25 protein-coding genes, 1 tRNA gene, 1 pseudogene and 1 other annotated feature are annotated in these 19,151 nt (G+C 44.9%); of the genes and pseudogenes, 2 read left to right on the top strand and 25 right to left on the bottom strand.

Annotated features, from left to right (window positions below):
- Positions 1-8: 8 nt before the first annotated feature.
- The 6 genes and pseudogenes from EST42_RS00380 to EST42_RS00355 form a co-directional block, all read right to left on the bottom strand.
- On the bottom strand, positions 9-1,319 hold the full coding sequence (locus EST42_RS00380) for a bifunctional folylpolyglutamate synthase/dihydrofolate synthase (protein ID WP_134643721.1): 1,311 nt from the start codon (positions 1,317-1,319) through the stop codon (positions 9-11).
- A 249-nt stretch (positions 1,320-1,568) separates the two neighbouring features.
- A pseudogene (locus EST42_RS00375) lies at positions 1,569-2,024 on the bottom strand (matrixin family metalloprotease); the annotation flags it as partial.
- A 580-nt stretch (positions 2,025-2,604) separates the two neighbouring features.
- Positions 2,605-5,268, bottom strand: a complete 2,664-nt coding sequence (locus EST42_RS00370) for a valine--tRNA ligase (protein ID WP_134643719.1) — start codon at positions 5,266-5,268, stop codon at positions 2,605-2,607.
- 82 nt (positions 5,269-5,350) lie between these two features.
- Positions 5,351-5,564, bottom strand: a binding site (T-box leader).
- Positions 5,565-5,607: 43 nt separating this feature from the next.
- Positions 5,608-5,895, bottom strand: coding sequence for a hypothetical protein (locus EST42_RS00365; RefSeq protein WP_134643718.1), 288 nt, complete (start codon positions 5,893-5,895; stop codon positions 5,608-5,610).
- Positions 5,896-6,028: 133 nt separating this feature from the next.
- Positions 6,029-6,424 carry a tautomerase family protein gene (locus EST42_RS00360; protein ID WP_134643717.1) on the bottom strand — a complete coding sequence of 132 codons (396 nt, stop codon included), beginning with the start codon at positions 6,422-6,424 and terminating at the stop codon, positions 6,029-6,031.
- A gap of 16 nt (positions 6,425-6,440) precedes the next feature.
- Entirely contained in the window at positions 6,441-7,055 is a 615-nt protein-coding gene (locus EST42_RS00355) for a LysE/ArgO family amino acid transporter (RefSeq protein WP_209019461.1), read from the bottom strand.
- A 159-nt stretch (positions 7,056-7,214) separates the two neighbouring features.
- On the opposite strand from EST42_RS00355, the gene trhA reads away from it, so the two are divergent.
- Complete coding sequence (gene trhA / locus EST42_RS00350; RefSeq protein ID WP_134643716.1) at positions 7,215-7,868, top strand: PAQR family membrane homeostasis protein TrhA; 654 nt, start codon at positions 7,215-7,217, stop codon at positions 7,866-7,868.
- Between the two features lie 116 nt (positions 7,869-7,984).
- On the opposite strand, the gene EST42_RS00345 is transcribed toward trhA, so the two are convergent.
- Entirely contained in the window at positions 7,985-8,752 is a 768-nt protein-coding gene (locus EST42_RS00345; protein ID WP_134643715.1) for a hypothetical protein, read from the bottom strand.
- A gap of 96 nt (positions 8,753-8,848) precedes the next feature.
- On the opposite strand from EST42_RS00345, the gene EST42_RS00340 reads away from it, so the two are divergent.
- Positions 8,849-8,922: transfer RNA gene (locus EST42_RS00340), tRNA-Lys, on the top strand.
- Between the two features lie 63 nt (positions 8,923-8,985).
- On the opposite strand, the gene EST42_RS00335 is transcribed toward EST42_RS00340, so the two are convergent.
- The 18 genes from EST42_RS00335 to EST42_RS00270 all read right to left on the bottom strand — a co-directional run bounded on the left by EST42_RS00335 (position 8,986) and on the right by EST42_RS00270 (position 18,752).
- Entirely contained in the window at positions 8,986-9,732 is a 747-nt protein-coding gene (locus tag EST42_RS00335; RefSeq protein ID WP_134643714.1) for a hypothetical protein, read from the bottom strand.
- Positions 9,733-10,293: 561 nt separating this feature from the next.
- Positions 10,294-10,539 carry a PH domain-containing protein gene (locus tag EST42_RS00330; RefSeq protein WP_134643713.1) on the bottom strand — a complete coding sequence of 82 codons (246 nt, stop codon included), beginning with the start codon at positions 10,537-10,539 and terminating at the stop codon, positions 10,294-10,296.
- A gap of 270 nt (positions 10,540-10,809) precedes the next feature.
- A complete protein-coding gene (locus EST42_RS00325; protein ID WP_134643712.1) occupies positions 10,810-11,349 on the bottom strand; it encodes a hypothetical protein in 540 nt (179 codons plus the stop codon).
- A gap of 75 nt (positions 11,350-11,424) precedes the next feature.
- On the bottom strand, positions 11,425-11,610 hold the full coding sequence (locus EST42_RS00320; RefSeq protein WP_134643711.1) for a hypothetical protein: 186 nt from the start codon (positions 11,608-11,610) through the stop codon (positions 11,425-11,427).
- Between the two features lie 8 nt (positions 11,611-11,618).
- Positions 11,619-12,143 carry a hypothetical protein gene (locus EST42_RS00315; protein ID WP_134643710.1) on the bottom strand — a complete coding sequence of 175 codons (525 nt, stop codon included), beginning with the start codon at positions 12,141-12,143 and terminating at the stop codon, positions 11,619-11,621.
- 23 nt (positions 12,144-12,166) lie between these two features.
- Positions 12,167-12,358 (bottom strand): hypothetical protein, encoded by a 192-nt coding sequence (locus tag EST42_RS00310; RefSeq protein WP_134643709.1) that lies wholly within the window; start codon positions 12,356-12,358, stop codon positions 12,167-12,169.
- A gap of 17 nt (positions 12,359-12,375) precedes the next feature.
- Positions 12,376-12,753 carry a WxL protein host-binding domain-containing protein gene (locus EST42_RS00305; RefSeq protein WP_134643708.1) on the bottom strand — a complete coding sequence of 126 codons (378 nt, stop codon included), beginning with the start codon at positions 12,751-12,753 and terminating at the stop codon, positions 12,376-12,378.
- Between the two features lie 12 nt (positions 12,754-12,765).
- Complete coding sequence (locus EST42_RS00300) at positions 12,766-13,260, bottom strand: DUF916 domain-containing protein (RefSeq protein ID WP_134643707.1); 495 nt, start codon at positions 13,258-13,260, stop codon at positions 12,766-12,768.
- An 89-nt stretch (positions 13,261-13,349) separates the two neighbouring features.
- Positions 13,350-13,583: a hypothetical protein gene (locus tag EST42_RS00295; protein ID WP_134643706.1), complete on the bottom strand. Its 234-nt coding sequence runs from the start codon at positions 13,581-13,583 to the stop codon at positions 13,350-13,352.
- A gap of 425 nt (positions 13,584-14,008) precedes the next feature.
- The gene (locus EST42_RS00290) at positions 14,009-14,464 is read right to left on the bottom strand and encodes a universal stress protein (RefSeq protein WP_010373452.1); all 456 of its coding nucleotides are present in this window, start codon (positions 14,462-14,464) and stop codon (positions 14,009-14,011) included.
- A gap of 122 nt (positions 14,465-14,586) precedes the next feature.
- Positions 14,587-14,865 (bottom strand): hypothetical protein, encoded by a 279-nt coding sequence (locus EST42_RS00285; protein WP_134643705.1) that lies wholly within the window; start codon positions 14,863-14,865, stop codon positions 14,587-14,589.
- A 305-nt stretch (positions 14,866-15,170) separates the two neighbouring features.
- Positions 15,171-16,457, bottom strand: a complete 1,287-nt coding sequence (locus EST42_RS00280) for a replication-associated recombination protein A (protein ID WP_134643704.1) — start codon at positions 16,455-16,457, stop codon at positions 15,171-15,173.
- Positions 16,458-16,489: 32 nt separating this feature from the next.
- A complete protein-coding gene (locus EST42_RS10795) occupies positions 16,490-16,717 on the bottom strand; it encodes a hypothetical protein (protein WP_245150302.1) in 228 nt (75 codons plus the stop codon).
- Complete coding sequence (locus EST42_RS10790) at positions 16,692-17,225, bottom strand: hypothetical protein (protein WP_245150301.1); 534 nt, start codon at positions 17,223-17,225, stop codon at positions 16,692-16,694. The genes EST42_RS10795 and EST42_RS10790 overlap by 26 nt, the downstream gene beginning before the upstream one ends.
- Before the next feature lie 21 nt (positions 17,226-17,246).
- Positions 17,247-17,594, bottom strand: a complete 348-nt coding sequence (locus tag EST42_RS10785; protein ID WP_245150300.1) for a hypothetical protein — start codon at positions 17,592-17,594, stop codon at positions 17,247-17,249.
- A 24-nt stretch (positions 17,595-17,618) separates the two neighbouring features.
- Complete coding sequence (locus EST42_RS10780) at positions 17,619-17,861, bottom strand: hypothetical protein (protein ID WP_245150299.1); 243 nt, start codon at positions 17,859-17,861, stop codon at positions 17,619-17,621.
- 245 nt (positions 17,862-18,106) lie between these two features.
- Complete coding sequence (locus tag EST42_RS10775; protein WP_245150298.1) at positions 18,107-18,286, bottom strand: helix-turn-helix domain-containing protein; 180 nt, start codon at positions 18,284-18,286, stop codon at positions 18,107-18,109.
- Between the two features lie 25 nt (positions 18,287-18,311).
- Complete coding sequence (locus tag EST42_RS00270) at positions 18,312-18,752, bottom strand: YueI family protein (RefSeq protein WP_134643703.1); 441 nt, start codon at positions 18,750-18,752, stop codon at positions 18,312-18,314.
- Positions 18,753-19,151: the final 399 nt, after the last annotated feature.

Here is a 19,151-nt window from a genome sequence, read left to right as displayed (position 1 = left end):
ATGCATATTTATAGATTAGCGCGAACTTCTGACACAAAATATAATGACCCTGTGAACAAAATCATATCATTTTGCTTCGCGAGTGCTTTAACAGCCTGATAGGCTGTTTGCCAATCCTGGTGAACAGTGACTGTGTGTCCAGTCACTTGAGCGGCCGCCTCACTCGGATCTAGTACCGTCCGACTACCCGGGGTTCGGAAACCAACGACGTGCAGATCCACATTAGGCAAGTCAGCCAGTGCGTGGAGCATTTCCGGGTAAGCTTTATCTGCTAACGCCCCGAACAAGATATGGACTGTTCGTTGTTTAAAACGTCGTGCCAGTGTCGTAGCTAGTGCACCTACGCCGTGCTGATTATGCGCACCATCCAGAACAGTTAGTGGTGTGTTTGATACGCGTTCAAACCGAACCGGCCAAGTAACAATCGCCAAGGCCGTCTCAATCATCTCAGATGTAAGCTCACGGCCAAGCAACTTTGCAGCTAGCTTGGCTGTTTGGACGGCCACGGCAGCATTTTCTATTTGGTAATCACCCATTAAATCCACGAAAACATTTTGCTGTGTTACGGTACCAGACAAATTAAAGTGTTCACCCCATTCGGCATCACCGGGTTCCATGGCAACCTCAAATTCATGACCAAGCTCGTAAAGCGGAGCACCTGCGGCCTTAGCAACCGTTATTACGACTCGACGAGCTTCTTCTGGTAAACGTCCTGTCACTGCCGGACGTTGCCGTTGAATAATGCCCGCCTTTTGTGTGGCAATTTCAGCTAATGAATTGCCTAACACCTGCATGTGATCTAACCCAACCGTTGTAATTACCGATAGCAGTTTATCAGGAATTACCTCAGTCGTGTCCCAGGTTCCCCCGACCCCAACTTCTAGCACGACCACATCAACTGGATGCTCTGCAAAGTACACAAACATCATGGCTGTTAACGTTTCAAACTCAGTTGGACCGCCGTCAGGCAATTCTCGGTCCAACGCTTCCGTAATTGGTGCAATTCGCTGCATAATCGCCAATAAGTCCGCGTCCGGAATGTTACCGTCATTTCCTTGAACACGTTCATTGAACGTCATAATAAAAGGCGACGTAAACATCCCCACCGTCAAGCCCGTTTGACGCAATAATTGCGCAATCATCTTACTAGTCGACCCTTTGCCGTTCGTCCCAGTAATATGGATAAACTTAGAAGCCCGTTCCGGATGGTCTAATCGATCAAGGAGTGCTTCAATTCTGGCAAAACTAGGTGTTTTCTTCCACTTATGACGCCCGTGAATATAGGCAATGGCGTCAGCTGCCGTTTCAATTGTAATCATCTCTAAACGAGCCTCCCTTTTCATCTCTACAATCCTAACACACCGTATATCTTGTAGCGATTTTTTGGTGCAAAAAACGAGGCACCTAGGGTTAGATGCCTCGTCATACTCGTTTTACTGTTTTTAATCAGCGGGCCCGCCGATTATAAATCATCGTGCTAACCGCAGTGAGCATAAGTGCGCCACCAAAACTCAACGCCGCAATTTCTAAACTATGTGGTCGCTTAAACGTTTTCACAACCAATTCTGTCAGCATTGTAACCAACGACGGGGCGCAAACCAGGCACGATCTTGCTTTGCTAATTCCTGCTGTACACCATTGCGAACAGCAAACGGCAACTGGCGAACATCCTCGGCGGTAATGTGTTGCGTTGGTCCCAGTGTCATTGGATATATCACATCATGTGCGCTCGCACTATGCGCCAAGCCCATCGTATGGCCTAATTCGTGCAACATAATCGTCCGCAGTTGTTGTCCCTGCGTGGCAAAGCCATCTTGCTTTAACGCCCGATTGATATCCCACTTATACAACACAATCTCAAAGGCCGGTTTCGTTGGGGTCCCCGTACTTTTCGTCACGGCCACAGCATCATCTTTCGCAGTTCTGGCGTCGTGCGTTCTATCCAAAACAACCGTTACGTTCGTCCGCGTCGCTTCCGCAGCATCAAACAAATCATCATCATTTAAAACAGTTTGCCATTCTTGAGCTGCCTCAAAAACGGCTGTTCGACCTTATCAGGCATTCTAGCATTCCCTGAAACACTAAAGCCCCAGCAGCCGACACATCATTTATTGTGCCCACGGCGAGCAGTATTGTTAGGCTGGCCATCACCCATTGGCCCATTCATTTGCTCCGTCGCCACATAGTTCTCACTCTCTCTTACGCTTTCACTGTTCGATAAACCAACATAATGTATGTATACCGGTTATCGCTTCCGTTTGCACGGACAATTTATGATTTAACTGTTGCAAAAACGCACAGAAATAGTAAAAGCGCCATTCACAAATGCGAACAGCGCTTTTACAGGTGTAATTTACTAACATTGTAACAACGAACAGCTTAAATTCGTTATTAACAATATATAAGATAATACTCTAAAAGCCGACGACCTGCAAGCCTTTAGAAGTAACAATCTCGTTTCAGAGCGCCTGGCGCAACTTCAGGAATCTCTACGATAAGCAAATAAATTTTGGCACACTGATAGCGCACCAAGCATTTATTCACCTATCTCCGGACACTTGATTTTTGACTTTCAGCCAAAAAAACATTGCTCTATGCTCTGTCCTACTTCGCAGCCTGCAATTCGGCCAAACGAAACTCGGTTGCTGCCAACTTAGCTTGCCAGTCAGTTAGCTTCTCACGTTCTTCTGCAACCACGGCTTCAGGTGCGTTGTTCACGAACTTTTCATTACCCAACTTACCTTCTGCACGCTTTACTTCACCAGCAAACTTCTTAACATCACCTTGCAAACGGGCAATTTCTTCATCCAAGTCAATCAACTCTTCCAAAGGCACATAAACTTCAGCACCAGAAATAATTTGCGTCATGGCCAACTTTGGTGCAGCCACATCAGCAGAAATTTTAAGTGACTTTGGCTTTACAAAGCGGTTGATGTAATCTGAGTTTTCAGCAAAGATGCGCGCCAAGTTTTCATCTGACGTCTTAATCAAAACGTCGATTTCAGTTGACATTGGGGCATTGGCTTCCGTACGGATTGTACGAACCGCCTTGATCAAATCCGTCAAGCTTTGGAAGTCAGCTTCAGCGGTTGGGTTATCCAATTCTGCCTTCTCTTCTGGGTATACAGCAACCACGATTGACTCACCGTCGTGTGGCATCTCTTGCCAGATAGCTTCGGTTACGAATGGCATGATTGGGTGTAGCAAACGCAATGTGTTGTCCAAAACGTAAGCCAAAACAGCTTGCACATTCTTCTTGGCAGCTTCATCATTTCCGTTCAACGTTTCCTTGGTCATTTCGATGTACCAGTCAGCGAAGTCGTTCCAGATGAAGTTGTACAATGAACGACCCGCCTCGCCAAACTCAAATTTATCAAAGTTCTTTTTTACTGAAGCAATCGTTTCATTCAAACGTGACAAAATCCACTTGTCAGCCAACGTCAAAACTGACAAGTCAGCAGGCAATTCAACTTTCGTCTCGTCGTCCAAGTTCATAATAACGTAACGTGAAGCGTTCCAAATCTTGTTGATGAAGTTCCAAGCTGAGTCCATCTTCGTGTATGAGAAACGAACATCCAAACCCGGCGTGGAACCAGTTGCCAAGAACCAGCGCAATGCATCAGCACCGTACTTCTCGATGACATCCATTGGGTCAATTCCGTTACCCAAAGACTTTGACATCTTGCGTCCTTGTTCGTCACGAATCAAACCGTGAATCAAAACGTTCTTAAATGGGCGACGACCCGTGAACTCCTTTGATTGGAACATCATACGCGCAACCCAGAAGAAGATGATGTCATATCCCGTAACCAACGTGTTGGTTGGGAAGTAACGCTTGAAGTCTGCAGCCTCTTCATCAGGCCAACCCATCGTTGAGAACGGCCACAAAGCTGATGAGAACCACGTATCCAAAACGTCAGAGTCTTGCTCCCAGTTTTCGATATCTTCAGGCGCTTCCATACCAACATACATCTCGCCCGTTTGCTTGTGGTACCAAGCTGGGATTTGGTGCCCCCACCATAGTTGACGTGAGATAACCCAGTCGTGGATGTTGTCCATCCAACGCGTGAAGGTATCTTCGAAACGTGGTGGGTAGAAGTTAACACGGTCATCTGATTTTTGCATGTCCAAAGCTTGCTCAGCCAATGGTTGCATCTTAACGAACCATTGCGTTGACAAACGTGACTCAACTGGAACACCAGTACGCTCTGAGTGACCAACTGAGTGCACGATTGGCTCGATCTCCAGGATCCAACCTTCGGCTTGCAGGTCTGCAACGATTGCCTTACGGGCATCAAAGCGATCCATACCAACATACTTGCCGGCACGCTCGTTCATTGACGCATCTTCGTTCATCGTATTGATACGTTCCAAGTCGTGACGGTTACCAACCCCAAAGTCGTTAGAATCGTGGGCTGGTGTAATCTTCACCATTCCTGATCCAAATTCTGGGTCAACGTATTCGTCTGCGATAATTGGAATCTCGCGACCAACAAGTGGGACGCGCACCATCTTACCAACCAAATCCTTGTAGCGTTCGTCTGATGGGTGAACGGCAACCGCAACGTCACCAAACATCGTTTCAGGACGCGTCGTAGCAATTTCAATATAGTCCTTACCGTCGTAAGTCACACCCGCTTCAACAAATGGGTACTTCACGTGGTAGAAAGCCCCTTCGTCGTCTTGGTGGATAACTTCGATATCTGACAAAGCCGTACGAGCCTTAGGATCCCAGTTGATGATGTACTCACCACGGTAAATCAAACCCCTTTCATACAACGTCACAAAGACCTTGCGAACAGCTTCTGACAATCCTTCGTCCAACGTGAAACGCTCACGTGAGTAGTCCAAAGAAAGTCCCATCTTACCCCATTGTGACTTGATGGTCGCCGCATATTCGTTCTTCCAGTCCCAAACTTGATCAACAAACTTTTCGCGACCCAAGTCGTAACGTGACACACCTTGTTCAGCCAAACGTTGTTCAACCTTCGCTTGCGTCGCGATACCAGCGTGGTCCATTCCTGGCAACCACAACGTGTCAAAACCTTGCATACGCTTTTGGCGGATAATCATATCTTGCAATGTCGTGTCCCAAGCGTGACCCAAGTGCAACTTACCTGTAACGTTTGGTGGTGGGATAACGATTGAGTAAGGACGAGCCTTATCGTTTCCTGATGGCTTAAAGCGGTTCTCTTGCACCCACTTGTCATAACGGCCAGCTTCGACAGCAGTGGCGTCATACTTTCCAGGCATATCAATTTCGCGCATGTGAAATTCTCCTTATAAATAATAGCTATCTTAATAACAGATGGTCGCAAATAAAAAACACCCTAACCATACTAACTTGTATGATCAGGGCGACTTAATCGCGGTACCACCTGATTTAACGGGACTGCTCCCGCTATCTCGTTAGAACTTAACGCGTTTCTCACGGCATCGACTACTCACGTTCACCGGTGCGGCCCACTAACTACTTTCACCTAAACTGATTGATGCACTTCTCATCACCTGTGCACTCGCTGGACAATCGCCGTTTAACTTACTTTTTAGTGAATTGCTATAAAAGGTATTTTACGTTTATTTAGTTAGAAAAGCAAGGCATGATGCTCAAATAAAGTGTGACACCAAGCGCTCAATAAATGGTGCTAAAACCACTAGTACAAAGACATACTTGTACCAATTCAGCGATGTGACGATGCCATCAACTCGTTGTGTCAGAACCTTCAAGTCGCCACGTAATTCTGTCAGTTCGATGCGACTTTCCTTCAAATCAATTCGAATTTCCCTTACGTCACTACGTAAGCCTTTAACACCTCGCTTTAATTCTTGAAAATCATGGCGCTTAAAGTCATTGAATTCTTCATATGTCACGTAGCGTTCTTTTGTCTCTGACATAATGCCCCCTGTTAATTGTTAATGGTATCGTTATATCTCCTTAAAGCAGGAAAGAGGTACCTGACGATTGCCAGATACCTCTTTCGTTAATATATTTATCATAACAGAAATAACTTTTAGTCACAATGTAATTCTATAAGTCGCCCGTCAAGAATTGTGCCTTACCTAACCCAAAGCTCCAATCCTCATCCGTGTTTGAGACCAGATTAATCATCACATCCTGTGGATCAATTCCCAGCTCACTATGAATGCGCGCCACCAGCTTACGATAGAAGTTTTCCTTCTGTTCCGTTGTGCGTGGACGCGTACGAACTGACAAAGAAATAAATTGATTCGTTCGCGTAAATCCAAGCCCCGTGTCTGCCATAATGAAATCTTCCGGCTCGTGGTAGCTTACGATTTGGTAACGATCCCCTTCAGGCGCATCAAACGTTTCACGCATCACCTCATATGACAAGTCCAACAATTGCTTCACGCGTGACTTATCTTCCCAACCTGTCTTATATAAATCAAATCGTAGTAATGGCATTTTTTCGCCTCATTTCTTAAATTAACATGCTAATCGCTTCTACCAATAAGTAGACCCCGTATCCCAGTACAATGACCGCAGAAAGGATATTGACCCAAACCAATACTCGTTTCGGTAAGCGATCTTTTAGCAAATTCATCGTAATCGTGATGCCACTAAACCAAATAAATGTCGCCATAATAACACCGATAATAAACGGCCACACTTGCGAATCCGCCAAAGTTCCCCGTAGTGCACCAAGCATCAAACTACCGTCAATTAACGCCTGTGGATTAGCCCACGACACAATCACCGCTGTTACTAGTGCCTTTTTCAGTGACATGGCGTTCTGTTGCGTATTCAGTTGCACCGAATTGGCTCCTCGTAGAATGCCGTAACCAATCCACATCACTAACAAGCCTCCCAACAGCATCACAATTAGTTTGAGCGTATCATGAGAACTAATCAACGCTCCCATCCCGAAGAACGCGGCCATCGAAAACGCTGAATCGGCAATCCACACAAACAAGACGTACAAAAACGCACGCCGCAAGTGGTTATTCATCGCGTTATTAAACACATACAAATTTTGCATGCCAATTGGTGCAACGAATGCAAAACCAATCATCATGCCCTTCAACAAGGTCATCATTATTTTTCACCCCCAACATTTTCACTACCGATACAGTATACAGAAAATGACCGTCAGTAACCATTTAAAGTCAAAATTCAGTTCATCTAGTTTACAACACCAGATGTTGGCGTTACGATAGTTACAACAATAAAAAACGAAAACACGGAGGTGTGCATCATGCCTGTCTTAACAAATGAGAATCGCCGTTACTTAATTACCTATGAAACATTAAACGCCGTCACCCACGGACTTGGCGTATTAGCTGCCGTTGGTGGCGCCACATTGCTACTTTGGGAAAGTATGCACGCTGACTTTGATGGCTTTACAATGGTCGCCCTTTGGATTTACGCGCTTTCAATCATCACTTTTCTGCTCGCTTCAACCCTCTTTCATGCGTTGGTCTTTACCAAAGCTGGTAAGATATTTCAGTTCTTAGATCACTCTGGTATCTACCTGGTGATTTTAGGAAGTTACACGCCTTACACTTGGTTGTTCTTACCACATAATGTTGGCTGGCCAATTTGGGGCACAATTCTTGGACTAACAATTGCTGGCATCATCTACGACCTATTCTTTGTCGGTCGCTGGCCTTGGGTGTCAGTCCTCATTTATGTTGTCATGGGCTGGCTAATCATCTTAGCCTTTCCATCATTACACCATTCATTAACACCGCTTGCATTTAACCTGCTATTAGCGGGTGGTATTACCTACACATTAGGTGCCGGCGTATACTTAATTCCAAAGTTGCCAATGAGTCACGTCTATTGGCACCTATTCGTCCTCGGCGGTGCCGCCTTAATGTACGTCTCAATCTTCAGCATGTTGTTTTAATAGCATAGTCAAAATATTTAAAGCACCCCACTATCACGAAACATAGTAGTTGGGGTGCTTTTCCGTGCGCCAAATTAAAAATCCCGCAGACAAAATAATCTGCAGGCTCTTCAATACTATTGTTTCGTCGTACCTGACGTCACCCACTTGGTAAAGTCTTGATTATCACCAATTTGACCACCTTGTTGGTGATTCGTGTAATCATTCTTCTGTTGTTGTGAGAACGTACCCCAGACCGAGCCACCGATATAGTAACGACTTGCATTGACCAACAAATCCTTCATCGATGTATTGTCTGCCAAGTTCCCGGCATTCTTCAATTGATCACCCGTCCAATAACCGGCAATCGCGAACTCAGTCCCGTCTTCCAACTTAACTTGGCGTGCCACATAAATGTCCGTCATCTTGCCAGTCTTGGCTGCTGCCTTCAAAATCGCAACAGCTGACTTTGCATAAGCTCCTGTGTAGGCATCAAAATCCTGAGTAGCATTGTCAGCCAGGACGACTTGTGCTGATGTCGCCCCAATATTCGTTGACAATACTGCAGGTGCGCCGTCAACGCCCTTCAAGGCTGCCGTCACATCAAACTTGTCGGTAGCGCTACTTGATGAACTAGCACTCGCTGAACTTGATGATGAACTCGAATCCTTGTTAGAACTGCTTGATGACTTATCTTGATCTTGCTTACTTGAAGTCTTCGCCGACTTGGCAACACTTGCCGACTTTTCAGATAATGACTTCGATGACTTCTTCACTGTTTTAGAAGTCTCCTTCGCACGGTTTGATTCACTGCCTTTTGTGCCATTCGTGACAATCGCAAATACGACTGCAATTGCCGCCAAAATCATAATGGCCGCAACAAGTACTCGTTTATCCTTAAACATACGGTATCCTCGTCTTCTCTTAAACTTATCTTTATTATTTTAACATAACCTCTTGCACAATTTTGGTGGCTTGTGCATAATAATAACTGTATTGACGCCTCCTTAGCTCAGCTGGTTAGAGCAACGGACTTTTAATCCGCGGGTCCAGGGTTCGAATCCCTGAGGGGGTATAAACCGTCAATTAGAAAAACGACATTTAGAGCACATGCTCTGAATGTCGTTTTTGTTTTTGATTACTTGCCAAATAGCTTTGAGAAAAAACCACGAAGACCGGTTCGCTTCTCTTGTTGACGCGTGGCAGGCGCCTCATCAACAACTTCTTCTGGAATATCAACTGGTGCTGTTTCCGCTGCCGGTTGAAACGGACGTGGCGTCTTTTCAGCCGCAGCCTGCTGTTCCTTTTCCTTAGCGACATATTCGGCAATCATGTCATCTGTTAATGCTGGCATGACAAGCGTCTTAGTCGTAACGCCTAACCCAACCTTAGTAGTTGCTGTCTTGCCAGTAATACGGCTCTTAGCAATCACTTCAACTTGCGCTGGTGTCGTGTTTTCAGGTAGTACCAGCTCAAATTCGTGGCTATTATCAACTAATAAAAAGACAGGGTCATCTTCTTCATTAAGTTTAACGGTTACATCGACATCTGGCTGATTAACCCGACCTTCCAGCAAGCGTTGATTATCTTGTGTTGAAATAATCGCCGTCACAACTGGCGCTGGAATATCAATCGTTAACGTAACCGCTTCCTTTGACGCGACATCACCAGGCAACTGAGCCTCCACCAAAATTTTTCCATCAATAACGCCAGCTGGCGCCTTGATCACAAAATCACCTTGGTTGTCTGAAACGACCGTATCATATTTACCATTTGGATACTTCACATTGATCACAGCTGCCGGTACCCCAACGTGTCCAATGACCGTCGTCCCTAAGCTATTTGTCAAAGTTGAAGCAACTAAATTTACTTTTGTTTCATTCATTATGAGATCCTCATCTCTTTAACTGTTTATCTTTACCTTCTATTGTAACAGAAAAACCATGGGTAGTACCCATGGTTTCGCTGACCCACCAGTAAGAGATTACCCTAGTAGGTCTGTATGGTTATATGAGGTAAAGGAACAGACCATTGGTTAGATGGCTAAAAAGATAAACTGTCCTTTACGTACCTCTAATTATACCCTTTTCCACCACCCCAAACGAAAAATCCCTAAAAAAGGAACGTTCTTAACTTGTTGTCGTCCCGGGCAGATTATTAAACTACCACGTCAATGAACCAGCGTACGTTGTGCCAGCGTGAACCCCCGTAATGTTCCTCATATAACGCTTTTTCATAACGTCACATCCCCTTCCTGACTACTAAACTAACGCACTTTTAATCAGCTAAATGCGGTGTCCCACACTCCCCTCAAACCCCTGTCTGAGGGCACCACAAGCATTTAGACCAGTCGTTCACCCGTCCCGGATAACCCAAAAAGGGATATCTCATTCACAAGGTGTCCCTTTTGTTACTATTGTTGTGTGGCACTCTGCGTATTGCTGAGTTACCAATTGATTGTGCCAGTGTATGCTTGACCAGCTAAAGCTTGTTCAAATTCTGTCATTTTAATCGATCCCATCCGCACATCAAAGGCTTGCGCGTCAGATGCATTACTAACCAACAGTTTTGCACGGCCGTCCGATGATAATTTAATTGCCTCTAACGCTTTGTTATTGGTTTTATCCTGCACGGTATCAAATGTCAACGTTGGTTCGAATTTATGTTGGCCATCCGCTGTTTGCCAAGGCATTGCCAACACGGCCAAAGACCAAGATTTTGGTACTGTCCCCGACACCTCGATGGCCGATGGTGAGGTTGAAGTTTTTGTCGTGCCTAGGTTTGCATGGTCAAAATCAATATTACCACCAGATACTGCAACAGGTCCTGCTTGTGATGAATTATCAGGCGTGTCCGTTTCTTACTGCATTGCCGGTTTCATTGCTTCTGATTTTGGTACAGCAGTTGGATCTGCCACAATGTCGCCGACCTTGTCCGCCCCACCGGCCGCCTCAACAACTTTTTACTTATCATCATCTGGCAAGTTTGTCAGTGCGTCCGGATTCGTTTTATCCGTATTTGCGAGAGTTTCTGAATCAAACGTGCCCGCATTATTAGCCGTCACCACGGCCAAAGAATCTGACGTAATCGTATTGGCGTTTTTATCAGTCAAACTAGTCAACGTATTCGCGTTGATAGCATCAGCGTTAGTTGTCGCCAACGTTTCCGACACATTTGACGTTACAGCCATGGCATTCTTGTCAACAATGTTAGAAACCGTGTCACCCGTTAGCTGTGGCGCAATTGATTGGAGTTCGGACGAACTAACCCCCGGCCAAGCACTTTGGTTCGCTAATTGGTTTGCAGCCAAGTCGTTCGCTGTCTTATCATCCAGCGTCAAAGAAGCACAACCAGAATTCAAAGCCGACGCAATAACGTAGGCCGTGTTACCAGAAACATCCAAGTTTTCACTACCAGCTAAGTTTAAGGATGAAATTTGTGAGCCAATTCCCGACAAGATATTACCATCCAGCGTTGTAAAATCATTATTTGATAAATCCAAATTGGTGACCGATCTCGATGTCAGAGTATTTGAACAGAATAGATAGTAGGCTGAGCCATCAACTGCAGCTGAACCCTACTTATCTACACCTAATTGATTACCATCAAGGTTCAGTGTTTTGAGGGCCGTTAACTTATTTATCTGGGCCAATGCCAGCGTGGCCATGTGGACCGTGTTGTAATTACTTTGAGCCGGCACCTTAGATAGAATTCCTGTCAAATCAAAGGTTGTTGTATTTGTGGCTGAATTTATGACCGCCATCAGCACATTTAAAATAGGCGTTGGTGAGTAATATTGATCACCGGCACCCCATTATCCAAAATACTACTTGCAGACGTTTGACCGGTTGACAAATAATCAGCTCCTAGCACAACATCCGCTGTCACAACAGGGCATCCACCACCATTAGTTGCACTATAATTCAAACCGCCCAACCAATTTGCGACGGCTTCATTGGTTTTAGATGTATAAGTACCATTAGCATTTTTCACGCGCGTTGCCAACGACAACGTCTTCAGCTTTTGGATGTCACCGCCTGTAAAGTTCGTCACAGTTTTACCGGCTGCTGTTGGCGTTTTGCCATCACTCATCAAACTGTTATCCAGCATGGCCTGAATGACCGCCTTGGGGATGCCCAAACTAAGCACTGTTTTAGTAGTTGCATCGGCTTGTACAAGATGTGCAGGTTGGTTCAGCACCACGTCATAACCCACTGCACCAGCTGAGCCAAGCATCACTAACGACAAAAAGGCGACAACTACCCGTAACCGTGTTTGTTGCTTACGATTAATCATGTCAGTTGCCCCTTTCCCTCTAATTATTTTTGGTTGGCCTTTAATTTAGCCAATTCGGCTTCCAAGTCAGCCATACGACTATCCGCGTGCTTACGACGCTTCATCATCAAGAAAATCATGCCAAGCACGGCCGCAACAAGTACGACAATTGCTGAAATTCCAGCAATAATACTCGTTGGTACCCCACCAGCTGCTTGCTTAATATCAGCGTTCAAATTTTTTGGCTTGCTGGTCAGACAGTGTGACGGAATTTGTCAACGTCTTCTTGTAACGATAACGTTGGCCCGTACCATCCTGGTACTGACCAGCGCCTATCCTTAACGTAGTAAGCTATTGCCTTAACCGCGTATTTACCAGTCGTTGCATTATCCTTCAACGGCATCATATAACCAAAGTTCGAATTTTGTGCCATTTTCATATCTCGCTGCTTACGGCTGTATGGCTTACCATCCTTCGTGACCGTCGCTTCAACCGCAAGTTGGTTCAAATATGCGCCCGTTGTGTTACGTATGTTAATGGCAATGTTCGTCGTTCCGGTCTCACTTTTCGTTGCTACCCCTGCAAACGTCAAATCAGGTTCCCATGTCCGATTTTCTTTATGTGCCAAAATACCAACAGTGTATTAGAATTTATTGACAATCCCCATAATTCCTTGACCGGTGGTTGATTTTTCACCCGTTTCGGGCTCAAAAATCAACGCCCCAGAAACCATACCGGGTAACGTTGCGCCAGGCATGGTTAGCTTAGCCGTATATGTCACCGTTTGGCCGGCCGGAATCGTCACTTTGTCCGGTGTTTGCACCAACTTGTTCACGTTATACACCAACGATGGATCCAATTTGGCATGGTTATCGTACTGGACGATACCGCTATTACTGGTTGATGCAGGTGCTGCCTGAGCGTCCACCACCATATCTTTCCTGGCCGTATTTTGTACCTTAACGACCAAGTTTTCAGTCTGGTTCGGTTGCAAGACCACATCAAAGAAACTTTCGCTCTTATCACGTTGGCTTGCCGCCTGGACAGGTGTCACATTCAAATCAACCTGAACCGCGTGGATGGTCGTACCGGACAATGTCACCGCCCCGACCCCGACAGCAAATGCCAACCATGTCATTTTTTATTCATTATGTATATAACCTCTTACAGAAATACTCTCTTTTTACCAAGCCAAATGATGGGAAATCAAAGATGGTTTAAAAAGTTTTACTTCGTTGTGTTACCAGCAATGTTAGACAATGACCAAGTCAACATGTTCGTGTACGTACCACTGTTAACGTTCGTTCCCGCTGCGACGTTCAAGGCGTACGCACCCAAATCAATAGCCTTACCGTTGTTGGCTGCATTACCCGTAGCGACATTAGTACCATCAGTCCCCTTAACCCAGCCACCTTGCTTAACCTCCAACGTCCATTGACCGTTATCAGCTAAGAAATTCATCAACATTGACTGATGTGGCAACCGTTGCAGCCAAAACAGCAGCCCCAAGTACAGCAGATGCAAAAGTCTTAAACATCATATTTGTTTCCTCGTTTCTCTAATGAGACAAGTCTCTCCTCAAGTCCCACCATTTCTCTACTTCAAAAGTTCATTATCAACTTGATTTCCCGTCATTTGGCTTGATAACTTCTCATAGGTCAAAAAATTCTTTTAACCTACTTATATTAGGTAATAAAACACCCCAAATATTTCACTTATTCCCATTCCCTCGCAACCCAACAGTATGCCTAATTCATCACCATTTGTAAACGCTACCAGTATTCCCAAATACTCGTATGCCAGTCGATTCATCGATCATTAGCCGAGATTTTGCTGATAAGTAAAAAACGCTCCGAAGCGCAATTGCTTCAGAGCGTTTTGATTTATTACTTTGCACGAACAATCAATGTATCGACATTGGCTGTACGCGTTACGTATTCTGTTACTGACCCGATTAGCAAACGCTCAATTGCGTTCAAACCAGTTGCCCCGATCATAATCAAATCAGCGTTCAACTTCTCTGGCGCTTGGTGAGCAATAATGTCCTTTGGTGAACCATACTCAATTGTGTAGTCCACGTTTTGCACACCAGCATCCTTAGCTTGTTGCAAGTATGCATCCAACGTCTTCTTTGCAGTTTCAGCAACTTGTTCAACCATTGTCGTCTTAAAATCAGTCACATTTTGGAAAGCACGTGTATCAATAACGTGCAAAATGTGCAAATTAGCATCCTCCCCATTACGGATTGCCACTTGAATTGCCTTGCCCAAAGCGGCTTCCGCTTCCTTTGAGCCATCGACTGGTACCAAAATGTTCTTGTAGTTTACGTTTACATCTGCCATGATAAGTCCTCCTCTAATAGGCTCTTTCCCTATATGTTTATTATACGCTATTAGAAAACGATTTCATTAATAAATGTCATGCAAACCATGCGAAAGGTATAAAGATTTCATTATTGCGCAAATCACTTAAACAAACGGCGCACGACAGTTAGCGCTAATGCCGTTGTCATAATTGTTGCGAGGATAATAAAAATGCCAGCTGGTAGTGGTGCATCCCGATAAATCGCCACGCTAATGAGCAGCAAAACGGCATCAACCGTGAAAAACCAACCAAAGACTGTCGCTGGCATTTTGGCTTGGGTTGCATCGATGTCCATAAAGCCAGTTCGGTGGCGCAATAAGTAAATTCCCATCGCCCCGATGAGCAAAGCAAAGACAACAAAGGTAATCATAATCATCATGATAAAAATTTCTCTCTTTTTCGTTTCAAATAAAAAAGCACCACCAGGGCGAACCGTAGTAGTGCACGAACACTTGATTGGCGCCGTTAATGATTCACAATGAGTTGGCTCCAGATTATAGGTAAGTGGGTGAATAAGTCAGCGTTCGCGGCTACTGAGTGAAACAGCTGGCCTCGCCGGCTTCCCGACATCCCCGAGCAATATGTTTGTAAAGCAACTACATATAGTAGGAATCACGCGTACGTCCAAGGAATTCGCGTAACCTTATTATACGCCTGTTACATAAAATAAACAGTCTTGACAGGCTACTTTTTTAATCCCTTACGTTGGGCGTCAGTCAATTTTTGATATTGATCTTTATACGCCACTTCGACCTTTGAGTTTCCCGCTGGATCAAAGTAGTGTTTACCAACTAATTTATCAGGTAAGTATTGTTGCGGTACCCAATCGCCAGGATACCCGTGTGGATAAACGTAATCCACCCCATGCCCCAGTTTTTCGGCGCCTTTATAATGTGCATCCTTCAAGTGGTCTGGCACATCACCCGTGCCACCCTTGCGTACATCTGCTAGTGCCGCATCGATTGCCGTGTACGCTGAATTCGACTTTGGCGATAATGCCAATTCAGTCACGGCATTCGCCAACGGAATCCGCGCTTCCGGAAAGCCCAGCTTTTCAGCTGTATCGATTGCCGTAATCGCTCGAGCTGCTACTGCTGGATTGGCCAGGCCAATATCTTCATACGCGATTACCCGCAGGCGCCGTGAAATAATTGGCAAATCACCCGCTTCGATCAAGCGCGCCAAGTAATGCAACGCCGCATCAGTATCACTACCACGAATCGACTTTTGAAGCGCCGAAATAACGTCATAATGGCCATCCCCATCTTTGTCCGCTGTTAACGCCTTGCGTTGGACAGTTTCCTCAATAATAGGCAACGTAATATGAATTTGGCCATCTTCACTTGGTAACGTTGATTTAACAGCAAGTTCGAGCCCATTCAAAGCCGAACGTAAATCACCATTTGTTGCGTAAACCAATTGACGTTCAGCATCTTCATCAAGCACCGCATCAAAATTACCAAGCCCGCGGTCCTTATCGGTTAACGCACGTTGAATGGCAATCTTCATGTCATCCTCTGACAATGGCTTTACTTCAAAAATTTGTGACCTTGATCGAATGGCCGGTAAAATTGAGAGATACGGATTTTCCGTCGTAGCACCAATCAAAACGATGCGACCACTTTCCAAATGTGGCAACAAAAAGTCCTGTTTTGTTTTGTCTAACCGATGAATCTCATCAAGCAACAAAACGACGGCACCTGACATTTTAGCTTCCTCTGCCACAATTTGTAGGTCTTTTTTACTATCCGTTGCGGCGTTTAAAATGCGAAAGGCATATTTCGTCGAACCGGCAATGGCACTCGCAATACTTGTCTTACCCGTGCCGGGCGGTCCATATAAAATCATCGACGACAACATTTTCGCCGTGACCATGCGATGAATAATTTTCCCTTCACCGACTAAGTGCTGCTGACCAACAACTTCCTCAATCGTCCGAGGGCGCATTCTAAATGCTAAAGGTTGTTGCATGTCAACCGCCTTCTTTCTTACTTTATTTTTGGCTACTTACCAAGTGCTTGTAAAATTGCGCGATAACGCAGCATCATAGCAAAATTACCTGTTAGCGTTTGATAGTCGATGACAAAATTACGCAACATTGAGACTAATGCTGTCGGATCATCAAAGAACCATTCATAGTACTCTAATATTGTCCAGCGCCACTGCAACCGCAAACTGCCGTCACGGACTTGTTCCCGACCTAGGTCACGTGCCAGCTGTGTAATAGGCAACCAGCTCACGGTTGCCTATTAACGTTGCTCTAAATGTTGCTAAGTCAAGCGCCTCTAAAATGTTTTCAATCAAGCGATAAGGTTCATAGTTTTTTTCATAGACTTGTCGCATGAGTTTGGCCCAAATATCAATCATATCCAGTGAATCAATGTCCAGTAAACCAAACTTCACCAAGCGTACTTCGTGATCATGCCACACATCAATGTTTATCAACTCATCTATGATTTCCCGACCTAACTGATTGGCCACCGGACTTGATAGCCAACCAGGAAAACGGGCCATACCATCTAGTCCGCGATGTTCAAAGGAAGCTTCCAAATTACGCCGAGAACCTAGTCGTTCGTAATTCTTCAGGGCAACCTCGGCCATCACATGATCCATGGTGGGATCGGTCAATTCTGGCACATACTCCACCCAAGCTGTATGCGTGGTATCAATGTATTGACTGTAAACCACTGCATCTAAATAGGCCGGCAATAGGCGCAGGCCCCGCATCAAAACCGTCATATCATCAGCCCGTAATAGGTCCTAATCCTTGTAGGCCCGGTATAACTTATAAGTCGACACGTCAGATCGATCAATCGTTGCCGTCGTAATATGCTTCCCTTGCACTCCCCATTGAAACAGCTTCCCAAAGTGTTCAAAGTATGGCACTTCAGTTCCGGCTGCATAAACCGGGAAATTATTTGGTGTTTCAGCTAGTTGCCAGAAGCTCTCACGTTCGGCGCGATAGGTTTGCCAGATTAATGTCAGGTTTAAATCACTTGGTGCAATGCCAATGACACTCGCCTGTTCGCGTTCAGCTGCTGCCAAAAACGAAGCAACTAAATCATCCAAAGCGGGATTTAACATCATCTTATCGTCACGAACCAGCATCGCCAACCGTCGCAAAATTTTCAATTAAACCATATCAACCGTGGCTGGTTGGTTAATAATCGCTTCTAGAATAAACCGCGGATTTTCGCGATTACGATTCTTAGGATCAATCAAAAACTTTTTGATAGCTTGCACGTGCATCTGCATGGCAATCCCCCAGACGTCAATTGGCAAGAACGTGTTAAACATCGTGATAGAACGGTCAAAATGTTGGTACACAACCATAAACTCTTCGGGCGTCAAACCATACGCCAACAAACCAGCCACATTCAGCTCGAAGATGGTGTAACAATAACTCTTTTAACGACTCAAACAGCGTCGGATTATACGTACCGTTTTCACTAATGTACAGGACCATCTGAGCCAGTTGATGGCCATAATCGTCAGGACCCGCCACTGCCACAGTATTTTCAGTCTCAATCACATCGGTTTTTAACTGGTCAAGTAACAGTGCAAACATCGAGACCGTGCTAAACAGCCGAAATAATGGGACTTTGGCTGCCATAGCCAATTCAAAAAAAGTCATGGTTAAACAATGTTAGTACATCAATTAATTCTTTTAACGATAACTCTGCCTTGCCAGCAACAAAGCGATACCAGCGTGACTTACTGATGCCAAACCGTTCAATCCCACTGATACTCACGTTTTTATCAGCTCGAATATCATTCAGCACTTCACCATATGGTCTCATTTTCTCTCTCCCTTTAAGCAACTATTTAACCAAACAATCGCTTATACCAAGGCTTTTTCCCCACCGGCTGGCTCTCTCCTTCCACCGTTGGTGCCTTAGTTAACTTAACAATATCAATTTGATCGATATTGACAGCCTCTTTTGCTGCGAAAACCGCAACGATATCTGAACGATCAAACACATCATCTGACTTCAGCGTAAACCCAATGCTATACTTCGAGGCTAATTGCATATATGGGGATAAATCATCTAATTCTAAATGGCCATTTAAGAACAACGTGCCATCCGGATGCGCCTTAAATTGCGCCTCCCATGTTGGCATGTAGGCCGCCTGACCAAATGTGTCACGTGTTTGCGCCGCATAAACTCGCTCTCTAAACGTGCCTAAATAGTGGTTACGTTCATCCGGGTTAATTTGTGGTGTGCCGTAAACGGCTGCTTGCATATGTGGATCCATATCAGACATAGACGGGTCCTCAACTTTCATTTTCATAGTTGTTTCACCCCTAAGTTTACCATAATGACAGCACAAAAAAAGAGACGGAAATCCCGTCTCACTCAATCTTCTATCTAAAGAAGAATCATTTTGAAGCCTACCTGATACGACTCAGGCTTGATGTTAAATTTGGGAAAAACACCAAACAACTTCATATAGGAGTTCAACTAGTTTTGACACTAGTAGCTCGTGAGAAATTGGGTAAAAGCCACGGGCTTTAAGAACAAAAAATATTATACCCCAAGCCTTACAAAACACATGCATTTTACGCATGTTCTATATCCCGTTTTCGGTACACTAAAACGCAAAAAAACGGCTCTATACTTTCTGGTGTTGGTGGAAGAAATGCCATCAACACCTTTTTGTGTT

This window comes from Weissella cibaria (assembly GCF_004521965.1).
GTDB classification, from domain to species: Bacteria; Bacillota; Bacilli; order Lactobacillales; family Lactobacillaceae; genus Weissella; species Weissella cibaria_A.
The sequence above is the reverse complement of the archived record's forward strand: the minus strand, read 5'-3'. Positions and strand labels throughout refer to the sequence as shown.